General features: G+C 71.0%; 16 protein-coding genes, 1 other RNA gene and 1 pseudogene. 5 read left to right on the forward strand and 13 right to left on the reverse strand.

Features of this window, described 5'->3' with window-relative positions; all coding sequences use genetic code 11:
• From FHG89_RS18970 to pruA, 10 genes and pseudogenes are all read right to left on the reverse strand, one after another.
• A pseudogene (locus FHG89_RS18970) lies at window positions 1-283 on the reverse strand (hypothetical protein); the annotation flags it as partial.
• 45 nt (window positions 284-328) lie between these two features.
• Window positions 329-847 (reverse strand): hypothetical protein, encoded by a 519-nt coding sequence (locus FHG89_RS18975; RefSeq protein ID WP_139585732.1) that lies wholly within the window; start codon window positions 845-847, stop codon window positions 329-331.
• Between the two features lie 110 nt (window positions 848-957).
• On the reverse strand, window positions 958-1,611 hold the full coding sequence (locus FHG89_RS18980; protein WP_139585733.1) for a hypothetical protein: 654 nt from the start codon (window positions 1,609-1,611) through the stop codon (window positions 958-960).
• Between the two features lie 70 nt (window positions 1,612-1,681).
• Window positions 1,682-2,057, reverse strand: a transfer-messenger RNA (tmRNA) gene (gene ssrA / locus FHG89_RS18985).
• A gap of 104 nt (window positions 2,058-2,161) precedes the next feature.
• Window positions 2,162-2,641 (reverse strand): SsrA-binding protein SmpB, encoded by a 480-nt coding sequence (smpB, locus tag FHG89_RS18990; RefSeq protein ID WP_124775313.1) that lies wholly within the window; start codon window positions 2,639-2,641, stop codon window positions 2,162-2,164.
• Window positions 2,642-2,860: 219 nt separating this feature from the next.
• A complete protein-coding gene (ftsX, locus tag FHG89_RS18995; RefSeq protein ID WP_139585734.1) occupies window positions 2,861-3,736 on the reverse strand; it encodes a permease-like cell division protein FtsX in 876 nt (291 codons plus the stop codon).
• A 68-nt stretch (window positions 3,737-3,804) separates the two neighbouring features.
• Window positions 3,805-4,485 (reverse strand): cell division ATP-binding protein FtsE, encoded by a 681-nt coding sequence (gene ftsE / locus FHG89_RS19000; protein WP_030331491.1) that lies wholly within the window; start codon window positions 4,483-4,485, stop codon window positions 3,805-3,807.
• Between the two features lie 118 nt (window positions 4,486-4,603).
• On the reverse strand, window positions 4,604-5,725 hold the full coding sequence (prfB, locus tag FHG89_RS19005) for a peptide chain release factor 2 (protein ID WP_139585735.1): 1,122 nt from the start codon (window positions 5,723-5,725) through the stop codon (window positions 4,604-4,606).
• A gap of 64 nt (window positions 5,726-5,789) precedes the next feature.
• Window positions 5,790-6,305 carry a PadR family transcriptional regulator gene (locus FHG89_RS19010; protein WP_139585736.1) on the reverse strand — a complete coding sequence of 172 codons (516 nt, stop codon included), beginning with the start codon at window positions 6,303-6,305 and terminating at the stop codon, window positions 5,790-5,792.
• 175 nt (window positions 6,306-6,480) lie between these two features.
• A complete protein-coding gene (pruA, locus tag FHG89_RS19015; protein ID WP_139585737.1) occupies window positions 6,481-8,109 on the reverse strand; it encodes an L-glutamate gamma-semialdehyde dehydrogenase in 1,629 nt (542 codons plus the stop codon).
• Window positions 8,110-8,460: 351 nt separating this feature from the next.
• Between pruA and FHG89_RS19020 the strand changes: the two genes are divergently transcribed.
• On the forward strand, window positions 8,461-9,495 hold the full coding sequence (locus FHG89_RS19020) for a hypothetical protein (RefSeq protein WP_139585738.1): 1,035 nt from the start codon (window positions 8,461-8,463) through the stop codon (window positions 9,493-9,495).
• A gap of 11 nt (window positions 9,496-9,506) precedes the next feature.
• Here the strand turns inward: FHG89_RS19020 and FHG89_RS19025 are convergent, their stop codons facing one another.
• The gene (locus tag FHG89_RS19025; protein WP_139585739.1) at window positions 9,507-10,016 is read right to left on the reverse strand and encodes a DUF6912 family protein; all 510 of its coding nucleotides are present in this window, start codon (window positions 10,014-10,016) and stop codon (window positions 9,507-9,509) included.
• A gap of 214 nt (window positions 10,017-10,230) precedes the next feature.
• On the opposite strand from FHG89_RS19025, the gene FHG89_RS19030 reads away from it, so the two are divergent.
• Together FHG89_RS19030 and FHG89_RS19035 are read left to right on the forward strand one after the other, a co-directional pair.
• Window positions 10,231-10,458 carry a helix-turn-helix domain-containing protein gene (locus FHG89_RS19030; RefSeq protein WP_030490852.1) on the forward strand — a complete coding sequence of 76 codons (228 nt, stop codon included), beginning with the start codon at window positions 10,231-10,233 and terminating at the stop codon, window positions 10,456-10,458.
• A 111-nt stretch (window positions 10,459-10,569) separates the two neighbouring features.
• Window positions 10,570-11,151 (forward strand): Rv3235 family protein, encoded by a 582-nt coding sequence (locus FHG89_RS19035; protein WP_139585740.1) that lies wholly within the window; start codon window positions 10,570-10,572, stop codon window positions 11,149-11,151.
• Between the two features lie 99 nt (window positions 11,152-11,250).
• On the opposite strand, the gene secA is transcribed toward FHG89_RS19035, so the two are convergent.
• Complete coding sequence (gene secA, locus FHG89_RS19040; protein ID WP_139585741.1) at window positions 11,251-14,175, reverse strand: preprotein translocase subunit SecA; 2,925 nt, start codon at window positions 14,173-14,175, stop codon at window positions 11,251-11,253.
• 168 nt (window positions 14,176-14,343) lie between these two features.
• On the opposite strand from secA, the gene FHG89_RS19045 reads away from it, so the two are divergent.
• Together FHG89_RS19045 and FHG89_RS19050 are read left to right on the forward strand one after the other, a co-directional pair.
• Entirely contained in the window at window positions 14,344-15,495 is a 1,152-nt protein-coding gene (locus FHG89_RS19045; protein ID WP_139585742.1) for a GNAT family N-acetyltransferase, read from the forward strand.
• Entirely contained in the window at window positions 15,492-16,691 is a 1,200-nt protein-coding gene (locus FHG89_RS19050) for a GNAT family N-acetyltransferase (protein ID WP_139585743.1), read from the forward strand. Before FHG89_RS19045 ends, FHG89_RS19050 begins: the two co-directional genes overlap by 4 nt.
• Here the strand turns inward: FHG89_RS19050 and hpf are convergent.
• Window positions 16,672-17,307: a ribosome hibernation-promoting factor, HPF/YfiA family gene (gene hpf / locus FHG89_RS19055; protein ID WP_139585744.1), complete on the reverse strand. Its 636-nt coding sequence runs from the start codon at window positions 17,305-17,307 to the stop codon at window positions 16,672-16,674. The two genes, FHG89_RS19050 and hpf, sit on opposite strands and share 20 nt — an antisense overlap.
• Between the last annotated feature and the right edge of the window lie 109 nt (window positions 17,308-17,416).

The raw sequence follows: 17,416 nt of genomic DNA on the forward strand, positions 1-17,416 counted from the left end.
GGATCGGGACCTGGTCGCGGTACCAGCCGGCGCGGAACGCCGCCTCGGTGTCGGGTGTGAAGCGCGGATCGCCGACGAGCACGGTCGGGCCCTGCAACGGCACGTACCCGCTGTGCCACGTCGCGTCGGGTCGCCACGCCTCGGCGACCTCGGCGGCCCGCTTGTCGAACGCCGCCGACCGCTGCGGCGGGTCGCTGGACCCGGCCGCCGGGCCGGCGCCCGTCGGGGCGCAGCCCACCGTGATCAGCAGCGGGAGTACGAGCAGCAGGGCAGGTCGACGCATGCCGGTACGACGCGTCCGTCGACGCCCCGGTTCCCGGCTCGGCGGTCAGGTTTCGCCACCGAGATCCGTCAGGTACGCCTGCCAGAGCAGGTCGGCGCCGCGCCGTCGATGCCGGGCCAGCGCCCGCAGCAGGTACCCGGCCCGGTGCCGCACCTCGTCGAGGCTGACGTCGGAGTGCTCCGCCAGCCGCTGCACAGCCTGGAGGGCGGCGACGATCGCGGCGTGGTCGCGGGTCAACAGCCGCACCCCGTGGTGCAGACGGGGCGAGTGGGTGAGCAGCTCGCGGTAGAGACCCGACGGGCCTTCGGTGACCCGGACGTGCTCGGCGAAGCGGTGTCCGACCGGACGCAGACGGAGCAGCAGGTCCTCGCGCCAGCGCGGCTCGGTCGGCGCGACGGCGACAGCCCGGGCGAGGGCGTGCACGTCGCCGGCGAGCCCGGCGGGCCGGGGCTCACCGGGAAGACCTTCGGGGTACGTATCCGGGGCGGAAAGCCCGGGTGGATGCCTGTGCGCGGCGGACGGCCTGGTGACGAGTGACGGCTGCTGGACCGGTCCGGTGGCCATGGCACCTCCCGCGATCTATCCCATACGCCGATGGTGAACCGCGGGCCGCGCCCTGTCCAGGGCCGGCGGACGCCTCATCTGCCCCGTCGGCCCCACCAGTCCCGCGGTGCTCACTGGTCCCGGACCGCCAGGCGGCGCAGCTGGTCGGCGACGGCACGGGCGTCGCCGTCCCGCCCATCGGCCGGCCGGCCCGTCGTGATCGCGTCGGCGAGCGCCCGCAGCTCGGCCGGGGGCAGGGTGGCCAGCCCCATGCCGCGCAGCGGGACGGTTACCCGCTGTTCGCTCGACGGGTCGGTGGCGATGATGCTCCGCATCCGGTCGGGGTCTCCCACCTCGCGGTACGACGCGGCGCCGGTGTCGATCCGGGCCGTGGCGAGGTCGACGGCGCGCGTACGGAACGCACCCCGCACCCGCACCCGGCTGCCGTCCAGCCACGCGGCGGCGCGGAGCACCCGCAGGACGAGGTAGACGCCGAGCAGGACGAACGGCAGGCCGCACAGCCCGACGACCGGGCTGGGCCCGTCCGCGCCGCCGCCGGAGTCCCGCAGCCCCGGGGGCAGCATCCCGGGCGGCAGGTCCCGAGCCTCCTCGTAGGAGGAGAACGCGTCGCCCGGCCCGGTCAGCCGGCGCAGCAGCCCGCCGGCGATCAGGGGTACCAGCACGAACGCCGCACCGACTGCCGCGACGAGGACGCCGACCACCACCGCGACCGTGCGCTGGCCGGGTGACGCGCCGACCGACAGACGCATCTCCTGGTTCGTCACAGCGGCAGCGTAGTGCCCCCCGGACACGACGAAGCGCCCCGGCCGTGGGGCCGGAGCGCTTCGCTCGAGGTGGTGGAGGTGCCGGGAATCGAACCCGGGTCCTTCGCCGGTTTGTCAGGGCTTCTCCGAGCGCAGCTCGCTGTGCCTCTACTCGGCCCCACCGCTCACGCGAGCAAGTTGGTGTGACGGGCCCAGTCGCTGATTGATCTCGCCGCACGGACCCCGCGACCGGGTCCGATTGGCCAGCCTTCTAGCTGATGCCGGCTACTGGGACGAAGGCGTTCCCAGGCCGACAGACTTAGCTACTCGCCTCAGGCGGCGAGAGCGAAGTCAGCGCGATTGTTCTTGGCGCTTATTGGTTTCCGACGACCGATTCTCGAGACGACGTCGGCTTCCTCGGCTCGCTTCCCCTGTCGCTGCGTACGAAGTCGAAACCAGTCACCCCCTCGACAGGCCGCCGATGTGGCGGCACTGACAAGACTAACGCCTGCCGCAACGGCTTTCATCCCGAGCCCCGGGCCGGCGTGCCGACCTGGACAAACGGGATGAATCAGTCGTCCATTCCTTTACCGCGTCGACCGGACACCCGGGCGATCTCCCGGTCCGCGTCGCGCTTGGCGAGGTCCTGGCGCTTGTCGTACGACTTCTTGCCCTTGGCCAGGGCGATCTCCACCTTGGCCCAGCCGTCGGAGAAGTAGACCTGGAGCGGGACGATCGTCAGACCACCCTCGCGGGTCTTGCCGACGAGCTTGTCGATCTCACCCCGGTTGAGCAGCAGCTTGCGCGTACGCCGGGGCTCGTGGTTGGTCCAGGTGCCCTGGGTGTACTCCGGGATGTGCATGGCGTGCAGGTACAACTCGCCGTCGCGTTCCTGCGCGAACGCGTCGACAAGCGACGCCCGCCCGGCCCGCAGCGACTTGACCTCGGTGCCGGTCAGCGCCATACCCGCCTCGTACGTGTCGAGGATCGCGTAGTCGTGGCGCGCCTTCTTGTTGGAGGCGACCACCTTGCGCCCCTTTTCCCGTGGCATCGGTGCCACCCCCTCCCGTCTGACGTCGCGGCCGGGGTCACCCCGGCCGGACAACCGATCATGCTACCTGAATGAGGCTTATTCGGGCTCTGACCGTCGGGCAGGTCGTGCCATCGTGAGGACCGCCCGAATAAGCCTCATTGACAAGGACCCTCCCGCGCCGTTTATTTCCGGCCGCGGGAGGGTCCCCGGTTGACGACGGGACGACCCGTACGGTGCCTAGACCCGCAGGTAGAACCGCAGGGTGATCCAGGCGGTGGCGGCGCTGACCAGGCCACCGACGCCGGCCATCAGCGGGAAGATGAACAGGATGTCACCCCAGCTGATCGGCGACAGCAGGCCCTGCAACGCGCTGAGCGACCCGTCGAAGAGCAGATACTTCGCCGCGACGAGAGCGACAAGGCCCAGCAGTGAGCCGATCAGGCCGGCCACGACGGCCTCCAGCACGAACGGCGCCTGGATGAACCAGTTGGACGCGCCGACCAGCTTCATGACCGCCACCTCGCGCCGCTTGCTGTACGCGGCCACCTGGATGGTGTTCGCGACCAGCAGCAGGGCGGCGATCGCCATCACGATGGCGGCGGCCAGCGCGATGTTCTGGATCGAGGTGAGGATGTTGAAGATCTTGTCCAGCAGGCGGCTCTGGTCGACGATCTCGTCGACACCCGCCGTGTCCTTGTACTGGTCGTAGATGTTCTTGTACTGCTCCGGGTTGTTCAGCTTGAGCCGGAACGACTCGGGCAGCTGGTCCGGCTTGACGGCGTTCACCAGGTCCGGCGCGTCCTGGTACATCTCCTTGAAGCGCTTGTACGCCTCATCCTTGTTGACGTAGAGGACATCCTTCACCAGGGGGTCGCCGTCGAGCTTGGTTTGCAGCTCGGTGCGCTCCTGCTCGCTCACCTCCTGGTTCAAGAAGATCGAGACTTCGATGTTCTTGTAGTAGAGGTCCTTCATGTCGTCGACCTGGCGGTACATGAGACCGCTGGCGCCGAGCATGGTCAGCGAGACCGCCATCGTGATGATCATCGCGATGGACATGGTCACGTTGCGCCACAGTCCGACCAGTACCTCGGACAGGACGTATTTCACGCGCATCGGGATTTCCTCCGGGTCTCCGGCATGAGGTGTTCGTCGTCAGGCTGCGAAAGGGGTGGAGCGCCGGCTCACCCGTAGACGCCGCGGGCCTGGTCACGCACGATGCGACCGCTCTCGATCTCGACGACGCGGCGGCGCATCTGGTTCACGATGTTGGAGTCGTGGGTGACCATCACGACGGTCGTGCCGGTGCGGTTGATCCTGTCCAGCAGACGCATGATCTCGATCGAGGTGTCCGGGTCCAGGTTTCCGGTCGGCTCGTCCGCCAGCAGGATCAGCGGGCGGTTCACGAACGCCCGGGCGACGGCGACCCGCTGCTGCTCACCACCGGAGAGCTCGTGCGGGTAGCGGTGCTCCTTGCCACCGAGCCCGACCAGCTCCAGCACCTCCGGCACGACCCGGCGGGCAACCGCCTTGGTCTTGCCGATCACCTCGAGAGCGAACGCCACGTTCTCGTAGGCGGTGCGGTTCGGCAGAAGCCGGAAGTCCTGGAAGACACAGCCGATCGAGCGGCGGAAGTGGGGTCGCTTCCAGGACCGCATCGACGTGACGTCCTTGCCGTTGACGACGACGCGACCCTTGTTGGGGGCGACCTCGTGCAGCAGCATCTTGATGATTGTGGACTTGCCGGAGCCGGATGGACCGATGAAGAAGACGAACTCGCCCTTCTCGATCGAGACGGACACGTTGTCGAGCGAAGGCCGGGACGCCTTCGGGTACGTCTTCGTCACTTGCTCAAGCTGAATCACGGGTGGTGAGTCTACGCGGTGTAACAACTGAGCCAAGCCCCACGCCCCACAGATCCGGCGCGCGTCGTCGAATCAGGCTTCTACCTGGAGATCGACGACGCGCTCCGCCCGCGAGCCGTCACGCACCGTCGTCGGCGAGTTGACGCTGCTTGCGCCAACGGATGCCGGCCTCGATGAAATCGTCGAGGTCGCCGTCGAAGACCCCGCTCGGATTGCCGGTCTCCTGCTCGGTTCGGAGATCCTTCACCATCTGATACGGGTGCAGGACGTAGGAGCGCATCTGGTCGCCCCACGAGCTGGTGCCGCCGCTCTTGAGGCCGGCCATCTTCTCTTCCTCCTCCTGGCGCTTGCGCTCCAGGAGCCGGGCCTGGAGCACCCGCAGCGCGGAGGCCTTGTTCTGCAGCTGGGACTTCTCGTTCTGGCAGGTCACCACGATGCCGGTCGGGATGTGGGTGAGCCGGACCGCCGAGTCGGTGGTGTTGACGCTCTGCCCACCGGGGCCGGAGGAGCGGTACACGTCGACGCGTACCTCGTTCTCCGGGATGTCGATGTGGTCGGTCTGCTCGGTGACCGGCAGGACCTCGACGCCCGCGAAGCTGGTCTGCCGGCGGCCCTGGTTGTCGAACGGGCTGATCCGGACCAGTCGGTGCGTCCCCGACTCGACGCTGAGCGTGCCGTACGCGTAGGGCACCTTGACCGCGAAGGTGGCCGACTTCAGGCCCGCCTCCTCGGCGTACGAGGTCTCGTAGACCTCGGTCGGGTAGCCGTGGCGCTCCGCCCAGCGCAGGTACATCCGCAGCAGCATCTCGGCGAAGTCCGCCGCGTCCACGCCGCCCGCGCCGGCCCGGATGGCGACAAGCGCCTCCCGGGAGTCGTACTCGCCAGAGAGCAGGGTGCGGACCTCCATCTCCTGGATGGCCTTGGTCAGCCCGGTGATCTCCGCCTCGACCTCGGTGAGCACCCCCGGGTCGGATTCGGCCTCGGCCAGCTCCAGCAGCACCTGGGCGTCGTCGAGCTGGGCGCGCAGGCTGCCCAGCTTGCTGATCTCGCCGTTGACGTACGACAGCTGCGAGGTCACCTGCTGAGCCTTGGCCTGGTCGTCCCACAGGTCGGGGGCGGAAGCCTCCTGCTCAAGGCGGGCCTTGTCCTCGTGGAGACGGTCGAGGTTGAGGACGGCCTCGATGTTTCGCAGGGTCGCGTCGAGTTCCTTGAGCTGTTCGGCGTAATCGGCAGCGGTCACGACAGACAAGCGTACTGCGTCACGGAAGGAGCAGCTCGTTCCCTGTCGGCGGACCCGCCGGAGATCACCCGACGGGGGCGGACTTCAACCACGACAGGGCGGCCCGGTGGTAGGCGACGGCGAACTCCAGGGCGCTGGCGTCGTAGGTGTCGCCGTCCCGTTTGGCGTTCTTGACCTGCTCCCGGACCTGGGCGAGGGCCTCGGTGTGGTATTCGTTCGCGGAGGCGTACAGGCTCTTCAGCTGGCTGGCGGAGTGCAGGTTGCCGAAGGCCATCCGCAGCGCTATCGGGTTGCGGATGGTGTCCCGCCCCGGGTTCTCCGCCAGCCAACGGGAAAATGTCCGTTTCCCGCTGGCGGTGAGTGCGTACGGCTGGCTCATCCGCGGCCCCGGCTTACCGAGCCGCACGAAACCCCGCTCGGCCAGCACCGGCAACTCGCGGTAGACCTGACTGCGGGTCATCGACCAGTACGGCGCCAGACGGCGCTCAGCGGCGGCCATCAACTGGCCGCCTGTCATCGGGCCCTCGTGGAGGAGGCCGAGCAGGGCCGCCGCCGTAGGGTTGACTCCGGATTCCGCCATGCCCACTACGCTGCCACTTTGCGCACGCGGCGTCCAGGATTTGGCAGTTTGCCACCCGACAGGACTTCCTAAGTGCACTGTCGGCGACAGACTGTCCGTTGAGGACTATCGATGGGTTGGGTCGGCGGGCCGACCGCCGGCGGCGCCGAGCGCGCCGCCGGCGGGTCGTCGCCGGTCAGCCCATGTGGGGGTACGTGTGGTCGGTCGGCGGCACGAACGTCTCCTTGATCGTGCGCGGCGACACCCAGCGGACCAGGTTCAGCCAGGAGCCCGCCTTGTCGTTGGTGCCGCTGGCCCGGGCGCCGCCGAAGGGCTGCTGCCCGACCACCGCGCCGGTCGGCTTGTCGTTGATGTAGAAGTTGCCGGCCGCGTACCGCATGCGCTCGCCGACCGAGTCGATCACCTGCCGGTCGGTGGCGAACACCGAGCCGGTAAGCGCGTACGGGGCGATCGACTCGGCCTGCGCGACCACGTCGTCGAAGCGGGCGTCGTCGAACACGTGCACGCCGAGGATCGGACCGAAGTACTCGGTGGTGAAGGTCTCGTGCGCGGCGTCGCCGCACTCGAAGAGGGTCGGCCTGACGAAGTAGCCGACCGAGTCGTCGGCGGTGCCGCCGGCGAGGATCCGGCAGGTGTCGTCGCCGGCGATCAGCTCCAGCGCGGCGGTGTGCCGGGCGAACGCCTTGTCGTCGATCACCGCGCCGCCGAAGTTGCTGAAGTCGGTGACGTCGCCGTAGGTCAGCGAGTCCGCGGTGGCGGCCAGCCGGTCGCGCAGCCCGCCCTCCCAGAGCGAGCGCGGCACGTACGCCCGCGACGCCGCCGAGCACTTCTGGCCCTGGTACTCGTACGCGCCGCGGATCAGCGCGGTGTGCAGCGCGTCCACGTCGGCGCTTGTGTGCGCGACCACGAAGTCCTTGCCACCGGTCTCGCCGACCAGCCGCGGGTAGCCCCGGTAGCGGGCGATGTTGTCGCCGACGGTCCGCCACAACTGCTGGAAGACCTTGGTGGAGCCGGTGAAGTGGATGCCGGCCAGGTCCGGGTCGGCGAGCACGACGTCGGAGACCTCCTCGCCCCGGCCGGTCACCATGTTGATCACGCCGGGCGGGAGGCCGGCGGCCTCGAACAGCCGCATGGTGAAGTGCGCGGCGAACTGCTGGGTCGGGCCCGGCTTCCAGATCACCGTGTTGCCCAGCAGGGCCGGCGCCGACGGCAGGTTGCCGGCGATCGCGGTGAAGTTGAACGGGGTGACCGCGTAGACGAAGCCCTCCAGCGGGCGGTGGTCGAAGCGGTTCCAGACGCCTGGCGACGACGCCGGCTGCTCCTCGAGCAGGCGACGGGCGAAGTGCACGTTGAACCGGAGGAAGTCGATGAACTCGCAGGCCGAGTCGATCTCCGCCTGGATCGCGGTCTTCGACTGGCCGAGCATGGTGGCGGCGTTGAGCGTGTCCCGCCAGGGGCCGGCGAGCAGTTCGGCGGCGCGCAGGAAGATCGCGGCGCGCTCCTCGAACGGCAGCGCCCGCCACATCGGGGCGGCGGCCTTGGCCGCCTTGATGGCGGCGTGCGCGTCGTCGTGGGTGGCGTGCGCGGTCACGCCCAGCACGTGCGCGTGCTTGTGCGGCTGCACCACGTTGATCGGGTCACCGGCGGCCATCCGCTGCTCGCCACCGATGGTCATCGGCAGGTCGATGCGCTCCGCGGCGAGCTCGGTCAGCCGCCGCTGGAGCCGCTCCCGATCTCCGCTGCCCGGCTCGTAGTTGCGAACCGGCTCGTTGCGCGGCTCGGGTACGGAGAACACGGCGTCCATCAAGGCTCCTGGCGATCTCGACAGCAGTGGCGAAACCGGACCCGCGGGGACCGACCGGACGGCCGGACACCGGGCGCCGCACGACAGGGCCGAGCAGCGGCGGGACCTCCCCCGATTCTCCCATGCGAGGCCGCGCGCCCCACCTCGGCCACCTCCGTACGCCAAGGACCACCCCACCCCTTCTCCCCTTACCGATCGGGCTCGATCCGACGACCCGGCAGCCACCGGGCGGCCGATCGACCCGCGCCGTCGGCAGAGCCGGGCGGGGTGGCACCCGTCGGGGGCGACGGGTGACCCAGCGGGCCCGCGTACCCTGAATGGTCGGTGACCTGCCGCCTCGAAGGGGAGACGATGACCAAGCAGCCCGGCCGCGTCCCGGCCGTCGAGTCGGACGAGCCGGCGGTCGACGCCACCGACGGCCGGCCGACGCTCGCCCCCGGCGCGGCGGTGCTCGCGCTGCTGGCGCTGGGCTGGCTGGCCGCCATGCTCTGGTCCACCCGGGAGGCCACCACCTCGGCCGCGGCCGGGGTCACCGCGATCAGCCTCTCCGCGTTCGCCCTGCCCGGCGTGATCTCGGCCGCGCTGGTGGCCGGGGCAGCCGTGGCGCTGGCCGGCGGCAACCTGCTGGCCCGCCGCTACGGCGACGGGATCACCCTGCGCTTCGTCGGGGCGATCGGCGCCGGAATGGTGGTCGGGCTGGCCGCCGCGCTGGCCGTCAACGTCACCTACTTCGACACGTCGACCACGAACGTGATCGCCGGCACCACGGCCGCCGCCGCGATCATCGGTGGTGCGATCGCCGGCGCGCGCTCGGCCCCGACGGTCGGCGCCGTGGTGACCGCGGCGCTGGGCACCCTGCTCTTCGTGGTGGCGTTCAGCCAGGCCCGCGACCCGCTGTTCGACCTCTTCGGCGCCGGGGACACCCAGGAGTCGCTTGTCAACGCCGCGAAGTGGGTGTCGCGTACCGAATCGCTCGTCGCCGGCCTGCTCGCCGGGCTGCTCGCCTTCGGCTACCTGAGCTGGGCGCGGCGTCGGGCCGTCCGACACGATCCGGCGACGCCCGCGCTGCGCTGGCCGGCGTACCTGCTCGCCGGCGCCGGACCCGGGCTGCTCCTGCTGCTCGCCGAGGTGATCATCCGAATCGGCGGCCGGTCCCTGCTGGACCTGGCCAGCGCGCTCAGCGAGGCGGACGCGGTGGCGCAGACCTCACTGGGCACCTCGCGGGTGGACAACGGCATCTGGGTGCTCTTCGTGGGCGCGCTGACCGCGCTCATCGCGTTCGGACGCACTCTCGGGCCGGCGCACAGCGACGACGACGAGCCGGTCGACTCCCCCGCCGACGCGGGCGACCCGGCCGACGCCGTCGAGGCGGACCCGGCCCGCTGACCCCCGGCCGCTCAGCCGGCGGCGCGCAGCAACAGGTCGAGCTCCGTCACGTCGTACCACTCCAGCTCGTGGTCCTCGGCGCCGTCGACGGTGAACTGGGCGTCCGGGTCGCCAGCGGCGGCCTCGGCCACCACGTCGGCCGCCGCGGCGACCTCCTCGGCGGCATCCGCGCCGTCCACGTGGATCGCCGCCACGGCAGCGACAGGCACGACGTCGGCCAGCGTCACCGTGCTGGATCCCAGCTCGCCGTCGCCCCGCCCGAGCGCGGCCGGCGGCAGGTCGGCCGAGACGACGACCCGGCGGCGGGGCGCGCTCGGGTCGGCCCGGAGCAGGTGCAGCGACTCCTGGGCGGCCCGGGTGAACGCCACGTACTCCAACTCCTCCTCGTCGCCCTCGGCGTACCACTCGCGCAGCGCCGGGGTCACGGCGTGCGCCTGGTCGGCGCTCAGGCCCTGCTCGCGCAGTCGGGCCAGCATCGGTACGGTCGCCGGTACGTACACCCGGACAAGCTCGTGGTTCACCGGTTGTCTCCCCGCTCGGTCCTCCACCGGCGGCCGCCGGCACGGGCGCAGATCATGCCGCACGCCGTGACCGTCATACACCGCACCTCCGGTCGGTGGAAGTTCCTCGCCGGTGTGTCCGCCGTCGCCGGTCCCGCGACCGGGCCGTCCCGGCTGGGCCGTCCGCGCTGTCGATGGCAAACTGAACCAAACGACACCAACCCCGGGAGTGTCCGTGGAGCCCAGGTTCCTGCTGCTGTCCGACGTCGCCGCCGAGCTCAACGTGTCGGACTCGCAGGTCTACCACATGGTGCGCAGCGGAGAGCTGCCGGCGATCAAGATCGGCGGGCGCGGCCAGTGGCGGGTGGAGCGCGCCCGACTGGAGGAGTACATCGCCCGCAAGTATGACGAGACCGCCGACTGGGTGCAGAGCAATCCCCTCGTCGACCGCGACCCGGAGTAGCCCCCGCCGGCCGTCCAGCCCTCGACGATGCCATTGACCGGGGTGGCCCGATCGCTCAGAATCGATGAGTCGAAGGCAAACGAAGGCAAACGCAAGATCGAGAGGGCTGCGATGAGTGAGCGTCCGTCCCGACCACCCGTACGGCTGCGCCCCGCCCCACCCATCGACCCCCCGTACGCGGACGAGACGGAAGGGCCGTACTGGCCGGCGCCGACCCACGGCCAGCTCGCCCTCGACCTGTTCGCCGCCTCCCGCCAGGACCAGGCCCGGCCACCGGAGCGTCGCCGCACCCTCCGCCCGGTGCCCAGCAGGCCGGCCGGCCATCCGGGTACGCCACTGCCGTCCACCACCGCCTCCGAGGCGACCCGGGCGGCGCACCGCTTCGTCAGCACCTGCCTGGAGGTGGTAAACGGCTACCGCTCGCCGGCGCAGGTGCGGCCACTGCTCGACCCGGCCCGCTCCGGAGAGCTGCTGATCGAGCTGTCCCGGGCCTCCGGACGGACCGGGGCGACCCGCCGCCGCGCCGTGCGACCGCTGGCCCGACTGCTCCGCCTGCGGGTCTGCAAGCTCGGGGACGCCGCGGTGGAGGCCGCCGCCGTGCTCACCGGCGACGGCGGCCGGAGCTGGGCGATGGCGCTGCGCCTGGAACACCGCCGGGGCCGCTGGCTCTGCACCGCCCTGCACGTCCTCTGACCCCCCACCGGCGCGTCTCACCGGCCGGGGTCGGGTGAGCCTGGAAAAGCCGACGGGCCCCGGCCAGATCGGCCGGGACCCGTCGTCGAACTGCTTCGGTCAGTTGCCGCCGTTGGGGGCGCCGTGGCAGCGCTTGTACTTGCGGCCCGAACCGCACGGGCACGGCGCGTTGCGCGACGGGCCGTTGGAGGCGTCCGCCTGGCTCGGCGCCGGACGGCGCGAGCCGGCCGTCGGAAGCGTCGGGCCCCGCAGCCCGGAAGCCGGCCGCTGCGGGGCGGACGGCGCGCTCTGCCCCGGCGACGCCGGGACGCTCGGTGCCGGGCGACCCACACCGAGCGCGGGCGCCTGCTGCTCGGCCTGCTCGACCGCCACCGCACCCGGGCTGGCCTCGCCGTCGATGGTGGGGGCCGAATATTGCAGGCCCTGCCGCTGCGGAGCGCGGTTGAGACCCTTGGCCTGGATCTCCACCGGCTTGTCCAAAAGCGTGACCTCCTCCGACTCCGCGGGCTCCGGCTCGGTCACCTGGACGTCCACGTTGTAGAGGAAGCCGACCGTCTCCTCCTTGATGCCGTCCATCATGGTGGCGAACATGTCGAAGCCCTCGCGCTGGTACTCCACCACGGGGTCCCGCTGGGCGTACGCCCGGAGGTTGATGCCCTCCTGGAGGTAGTCCATCTCGTAGAGGTGCTCACGCCACTTGCGGTCGATCACCTGGAGCAGCACCATCCGCTCGAGCTGGCGCACCCCCTCGGTGCCGAGCTGCTCCTCGCGCCGGTCGTACGCGGCGTGCGCGTCCTCCTTGAGGCGGGCGACCAGGAAGTCGGCGTCCATGCCGGCCCGGGAACCGCCGGCCTCCTCCTCCAGCTCCTCGATCGTCACGCCGACCGGGTAGAGCTGCTTGAGGCTGGACCAGAGCTGCTCGAGGTCCCAGTCCTCGCCGTAGCCCTCCGAGGTGGCGCCCCGCACGTACGCCTCGACGGTGTCGTCGATCATGTTGCGGACCTGGTCGGAGAGGTCCTCACCGTTGAGCACCCGGAGCCGCTCGGCGTAGACGACCTGGCGCTGCTTGTTGAGCACCTCGTCGTACTTGAGCACGTTCTTACGGATCTCGGCGTTCTGGCCCTCGATCTGGGCCTGGGCGCTCTTGATCTGCCGGGTGACCATCTTCGACTCGATGGGCACGTCCTCCGGGATGTTGAAGCGCTCCATCACCGCCTCGACCGCGCCGGCCCGGAAGCGCCGCATCAGCTCGTCCTGCAGGGACAGGTAGAAGCGGGACTCGCCCGGGTCACCCTGCCGGCCGGCGCGACCGCGCAGCTGGTTGTCGATCCGCCGGGACTCGTGCCGCTCGGTGCCCAGCACGTACAGGCCACCGGCGGCGGCGACCTCCTCCGCCTCGGCGTCGCAGGCCTGCTTCCAGGTGGGCAGGACCTCCTCCATCGCCTTGGCGTACTCCTCCTCGTTCTCCAGCGGGTCGAGGCCACGCTGGCGCAGCTCGTTCGCGGCGAGGAACTCGGGGTTGCCGCCGAGCAGGATGTCCGTGCCACGGCCGGCCATGTTGGTGGCCACCGTGACGGCGCCCTTGCGCCCGGCCTGGGCGACGATCTCGGCTTCCCGGGCGTGGAACTTGGCGTTCAGCACGTTGTGCGGGATGCCCCGCCGGCGCAGCAGCTGGGAGAGGATCTCCGAGTTTTCCACCGAGACGGTGCCGACAAGCACCGGCTGGCCCATCTGGTGCCGCTCGGCGATGTCCTCTATGACCGCGTTGAACTTGGCCTTCTCGGTCTTGTAGATCACGTCCGGCCGGTCCTCCCGGACCATCGGGCGGTGGGTCGGGATGCTCACGACACCGACCTTGTAGACCTTGTTGAACTCGCTCGCCTCGGTCTGCGCCGTACCGGTCATCCCGGACAGCTTGTTGTAGAGGCGGAAGTAGTTCTGGAGGGTGATGGTGGCCAGGGTCTGGTTCTCCTGCTTGATCTCCACCCCCTCCTTGGCCTCGATCGCCTGGTGCATGCCCTCGTTGTAGCGGCGGCCGTGCAGGATGCGACCGGTGAACTCGTCGACGATCAGGACCTCACCGTCGCTGACGATGTAGTCCTTGTCGCGCTTGTACAGCTCCTTGGCCTTGATGGCGTTGTTGAGGTAGCCGACCAGCGGAGTGTTCACCGACTCGTACAGGTTGTCGATGCCGAGCCGGTCCTCGACCTTGGCCACGCCGCGCTCGGTCACCGCGATGGTGCGCTTGGAGTGGTCGACCTCGTAGTCGCCCTCACCGTCGGTGCCGGGCTGGAGCCTGGCCACGACGCCGGCGAACTCGCCGTACCAGCGGGCCGAGTGCTCGGCCGGGCCGGAGATGATCAGCGGGGTGCGCGCCTCGTCGATGAGGATCGAGTCGACCTCGTCGACGACCGCGAAGTTGTGGCCGCGCTGGACCAGCTCGTCCTTCGACCAGGCCATGTTGTCGCGCAGGTAGTCGAAGCCGAACTCGTTGTTGGTGCCGTACGTGATGTCGCACTCGTAGGCGGCCTTGTGCTCGCTGGCCGGCCGGTTGGGCAGCACCACGCCGACGGTCAGCCCGAGGAACTCGTGCACGCGACCCATCCAGGCCGCGTCGCGCTGGGCGAGGTAGTCGTTGACCGTGACCACGTGCACGCCGTCGCCGGAGAGCGCGTTGAGGTAGACGGCCATGACCGAGGTCAGCGTCTTACCCTCACCGGTCTTCATCTCGGCGATGTTGCCGAAGTGCAGAGCCGCGCCGCCCATCACCTGGACGTCGTACGGCCGCTGGCCGAGCACCCGGGCGGCCGCCTCGCGGGCCACCGCGAACGCCTCCGGCAGCAGGTCGTCGAGGGTCTCACCGTCGGCGAGCCGCTCCCGGAACTGCTCGGTCATGCCGCGCAGCTCCTCGTCGGTGAGGTTGACGTAGTCGTCCTCGATCGAGCTGACGGCATTGGCGATGGCCTTGAGCCGCCGCACCATGCGGCCCTCGCCCGCGTTAAGGACCTTTTCCAGAATCGACACGGATCAACGCTCCCCTAGACAGTCTCGAACCATCGTAGGCGCTCCATCGGCGCGATGGTCACTGGTGGCGGTGCTCCGTCCCGCCGAACCCGACATAACTCGCGTCCGGGCCGCGCGCCTGACGTTATCCGGTTACGCCGTCGGCGAACGTTCCGGCACGATGCACGAGTGGAGCCCGTGGAGATCATCGAGGATGGCGTACTGCTGCGACCCTGGCGGGAAGCCGACGCCGACGCCGTGCACCGCGCCTGCCAGGACCCGGACATCCAGCGCTGGACCACCGTACCGCGCCCATACCTTCCGGAACACGCACACGGCTTCGTCACCGAGCTGAGCGGACATGCCTGGGCGGAGGGCACCGGTGCTCCCTTCGCGGTCTGCGACCCCGGGTCCGGCGAGCTGCTCGGCTCGTGCGGCCTGGTCTCCGTCGACGGCGACGGCACCGGCGAGATCGGCTACTGGACGGCCCCGTGGGCGCGCAGCCGGGGCGTGGCCGTCCGGGCGACCCGGGCGGTGGCCCGCTGGTCCTTCGGGACGCTCGGGCTGCGCCGGCTGCTCTGGCAGGCCGAGGTGGGCAACCACGCCTCCCGCCTGGTCGCGCTCCGGGCCGGGTTCCGGATCGACGGCCGACTGCGGCTCGGCCGACCGGCGCCGGACGGCCTCCAGGACGGCTGGGTCGGCTCGCTGCTGCCCGGCGAGGTGCCCGAACCGGGGGCGACCGGGCCGGCCGGGCCGGGCACCCTGGCCGCTCGGCGGGCCGCCGTCTTCGGCCGCCCCCAGCCCACGCTGTTCGCCACCGCCGACGCCGGTGAGCTGCGGCTCCGCCCGAAGGAGGAGCAGGACCTCGACGCCTTGGTGCGGACCTGCCGAGACCCGGAGACCATCCGCTGGACCACGGTGCCGGACCCGTACGGCCACGCCGACGCGCGGTGGTACCAGGAACACTGCCGGGAGCTGTGGGCCCGGGGCGACGCGGCGTGCTTCGCGATCGCCGACCCGGACGACAGGTACGCCGGCTCGATCGACCTTCGGCTCTCCCCGGTCGACCCGTTGCTGGCCGACGTGGGGTTCATGACGGCGCCCGACGCCCGTGGCCGCGGCTTCATGCCTGCCGCGTTGCTCGCGCTGAGCGCCTGGGGGTTCACCGCGCTGGGTCTGGCGCGGGTCGAGTGGAAGGCGCACGTGGGCAACAACGCCTCCCGTCGGGCGGCGGAGAAGGCGGGCTTCTCGTTCGAGGGGATCGCCCGGGGTGGCATACCGCACCGGGGCGGACGGGCCGACGTCTGGGTCGCCGCGCTGCTCGCCGAGGACCTGGTGTGACGCCGCCGCAGGTGGTCGAGGCGCACGGGGTGCGGCTGCGGCTGTTCCGCACCGAGGACACCGCCGACGTCGTCGACGGCTGCGCCGATCCGGTCAGCCAGCGGTTCGTGTCGAACCTGCCGTCCCCGTACACCGAGGTCGACGCCCGCTGGTGGATCGACGTCGGCGCCCCGGCGGCCTGGACCGGCGGTGGCGCCGCGTACGCCATCGCCGACCCGGCCACCGACCGGGTGCTCGGCGCGGTGGGTCTCAGCAACGCGGTGCCCGAACGGGGTCAGGCCGAGATCGGTTACTGGGTGCGGCCGGCGGCGCGGGGACGCGGGGTGGCCACCGCGGCGACCCGCGCGCTGAGCGAACATGCCTTCGCCACCGGAACCGCCCGACTGGAACTGCTCACCGACCCGGCGAACGGCCCGAGCCAGCGGGTCGCGCTGGCCGCCGGCTTCGGTCACGAGGGGTCGCGCCGGTCGGCCGGGACCGGCCGCGACGGGGGCCGCCACGACCTGCTGGCCTGGGTACGTCTCGCCGACGACCCACCCGGCCCGACCGCCCGGCTGCTACCCGACCTGCCCGGCGGGGTGCTCACCGATCAGGTGGTGGCGCTGCGCCGGCTGGCGCCCGACGACGCGGAGCTGATGTACCGGCTGCACAGTCGAGAAGAGGTCGTCGCGAACCAGGCGCCGCCGGTGCCACCGACGCCCGAGGCGATCGAGCGGCGCTGCCTGCTCGCCGAGAGCGGGTGGCTGACCGGCGACATCGCCCGGCTGCTGATCGTCGACGCGGTCACCGGCGAGCCGGCGGGCAGCTGCGGGTTGTCGTTCACTGACGCGGCCAGCGGCGAGGCCTCGATCGGTTACGCGCTGCTGCCCGACTGGCGGGGCCGGGGGTACGCGACGAGGGCTGTCCGGCTGCTCGCGGCGTGGGCCTTCGGCTCGGCCGGTGTCGCTCGGCTGGTCGCGGGCACGGTGCCGGACAACAGCGCCTCGCACCGCGTGCTGGAGCGGGCCGGTTTCCACAGTGAGGGCCTACAGCGCGGCCGCCTGCCGGGCCTGGACGGCCGGCGTCTGGACGACCTGACGTTCGCGCTGCTCCCCGCCGACCTGCGCGGAGAGCGGATCACGGGGTTGCGGTGGGCTGCCCCACCACAACCCCGTGATCGACGTGGCTCGCGGCCGGTCAGGTGGCGAGGGAGATGATCCCGTAGTCGTAGGCATGGCGCCGGTAGACGACGCTGGGACGGCCGGTCTCCTTGTCCTGGAACAGGTAGAAGTCGTGGCCGACCAGTTCCATCTCGAACAACGCGTCGTCGATCGTCATCGGCTCCGCCGGATGCACCTTCTCCCGGGCGATGTGCCACGGCTGCCGGTCGTCCTCCTCCTCGACCCGCTCCGCGACGGCCGTGCCGGCGCGAGCGCCGTCTCCCGGCGCGCTGAGCGGGGCGGCCACCAGATCCGCGACCGGTAGGCCGGCGGTGGCGGCGGCGACGGAGATCGGCGCGTGCCGACCCCGGTGTACGCGGCGACGGTCGGCCGCGCGGCGCAGCCGGGTGTCGAGCTTCGCGATGGCGGCGTCGAGAGCGCTGTAGAAGTCGTTCGTGCAGGCCTCGGCCCGAATCACCGGGCCCCGGGAAATGCAGGTGATCTCCACCCGCTGGCAGTGGTCGGCCTGGCGCGGATTGCGCTCGTGAAACAGCTCGACATCGACACGAATAAGTTTGTGGTCGTAGCGTTCGATCTTTGCGAGTTTCTCGGCTACGTGCACCCGGTAATGGTCCGGCACTTCGACGTTGCGGCCCTTGACCACGATGTCCACGTGACCTCCCTTGTTCGGACGTCTTCGATCCGTAACCCGGTCGCGCGCCGTGGGAGACCCGCTGGCGTCGACCGGACAGTGCGGCTACGCCTCCTCTCACCGCCGGGGG

The organism is Micromonospora orduensis, from assembly GCF_006228125.1.
GTDB classification, from domain to species: Bacteria; Actinomycetota; Actinomycetes; order Mycobacteriales; family Micromonosporaceae; genus Micromonospora; species Micromonospora orduensis.

What these genes read in the sequence shown, in the direction of transcription:
- FHG89_RS18975 (WP_139585732.1), bottom strand. Translation starts at nt 847, where the DNA reads ATGGCCACCGGACCGGTCCAGCAGCCGTCACTCGTCACCAGGCCGTCC.
- smpB (WP_124775313.1), bottom strand. Translation starts at nt 2,641, where the DNA reads ATGCCACGGGAAAAGGGGCGCAAGGTGGTCGCCTCCAACAAGAAGGCG.
- ftsX (WP_139585734.1), bottom strand. Translation starts at nt 3,736, where the DNA reads ATGCGCGTGAAATACGTCCTGTCCGAGGTACTGGTCGGACTGTGGCGC.
- FHG89_RS19010 (WP_139585736.1), bottom strand. Translation starts at nt 6,305, where the DNA reads ATGGCGGAATCCGGAGTCAACCCTACGGCGGCGGCCCTGCTCGGCCTC.
- pruA (WP_139585737.1), bottom strand. Translation starts at nt 8,109, where the DNA reads ATGGACGCCGTGTTCTCCGTACCCGAGCCGCGCAACGAGCCGGTTCGC.
- FHG89_RS19020 (WP_139585738.1), top strand. Translation starts at nt 8,461, where the DNA reads ATGACCAAGCAGCCCGGCCGCGTCCCGGCCGTCGAGTCGGACGAGCCG.
- FHG89_RS19035 (WP_139585740.1), top strand. Translation starts at nt 10,570, where the DNA reads ATGAGTGAGCGTCCGTCCCGACCACCCGTACGGCTGCGCCCCGCCCCA.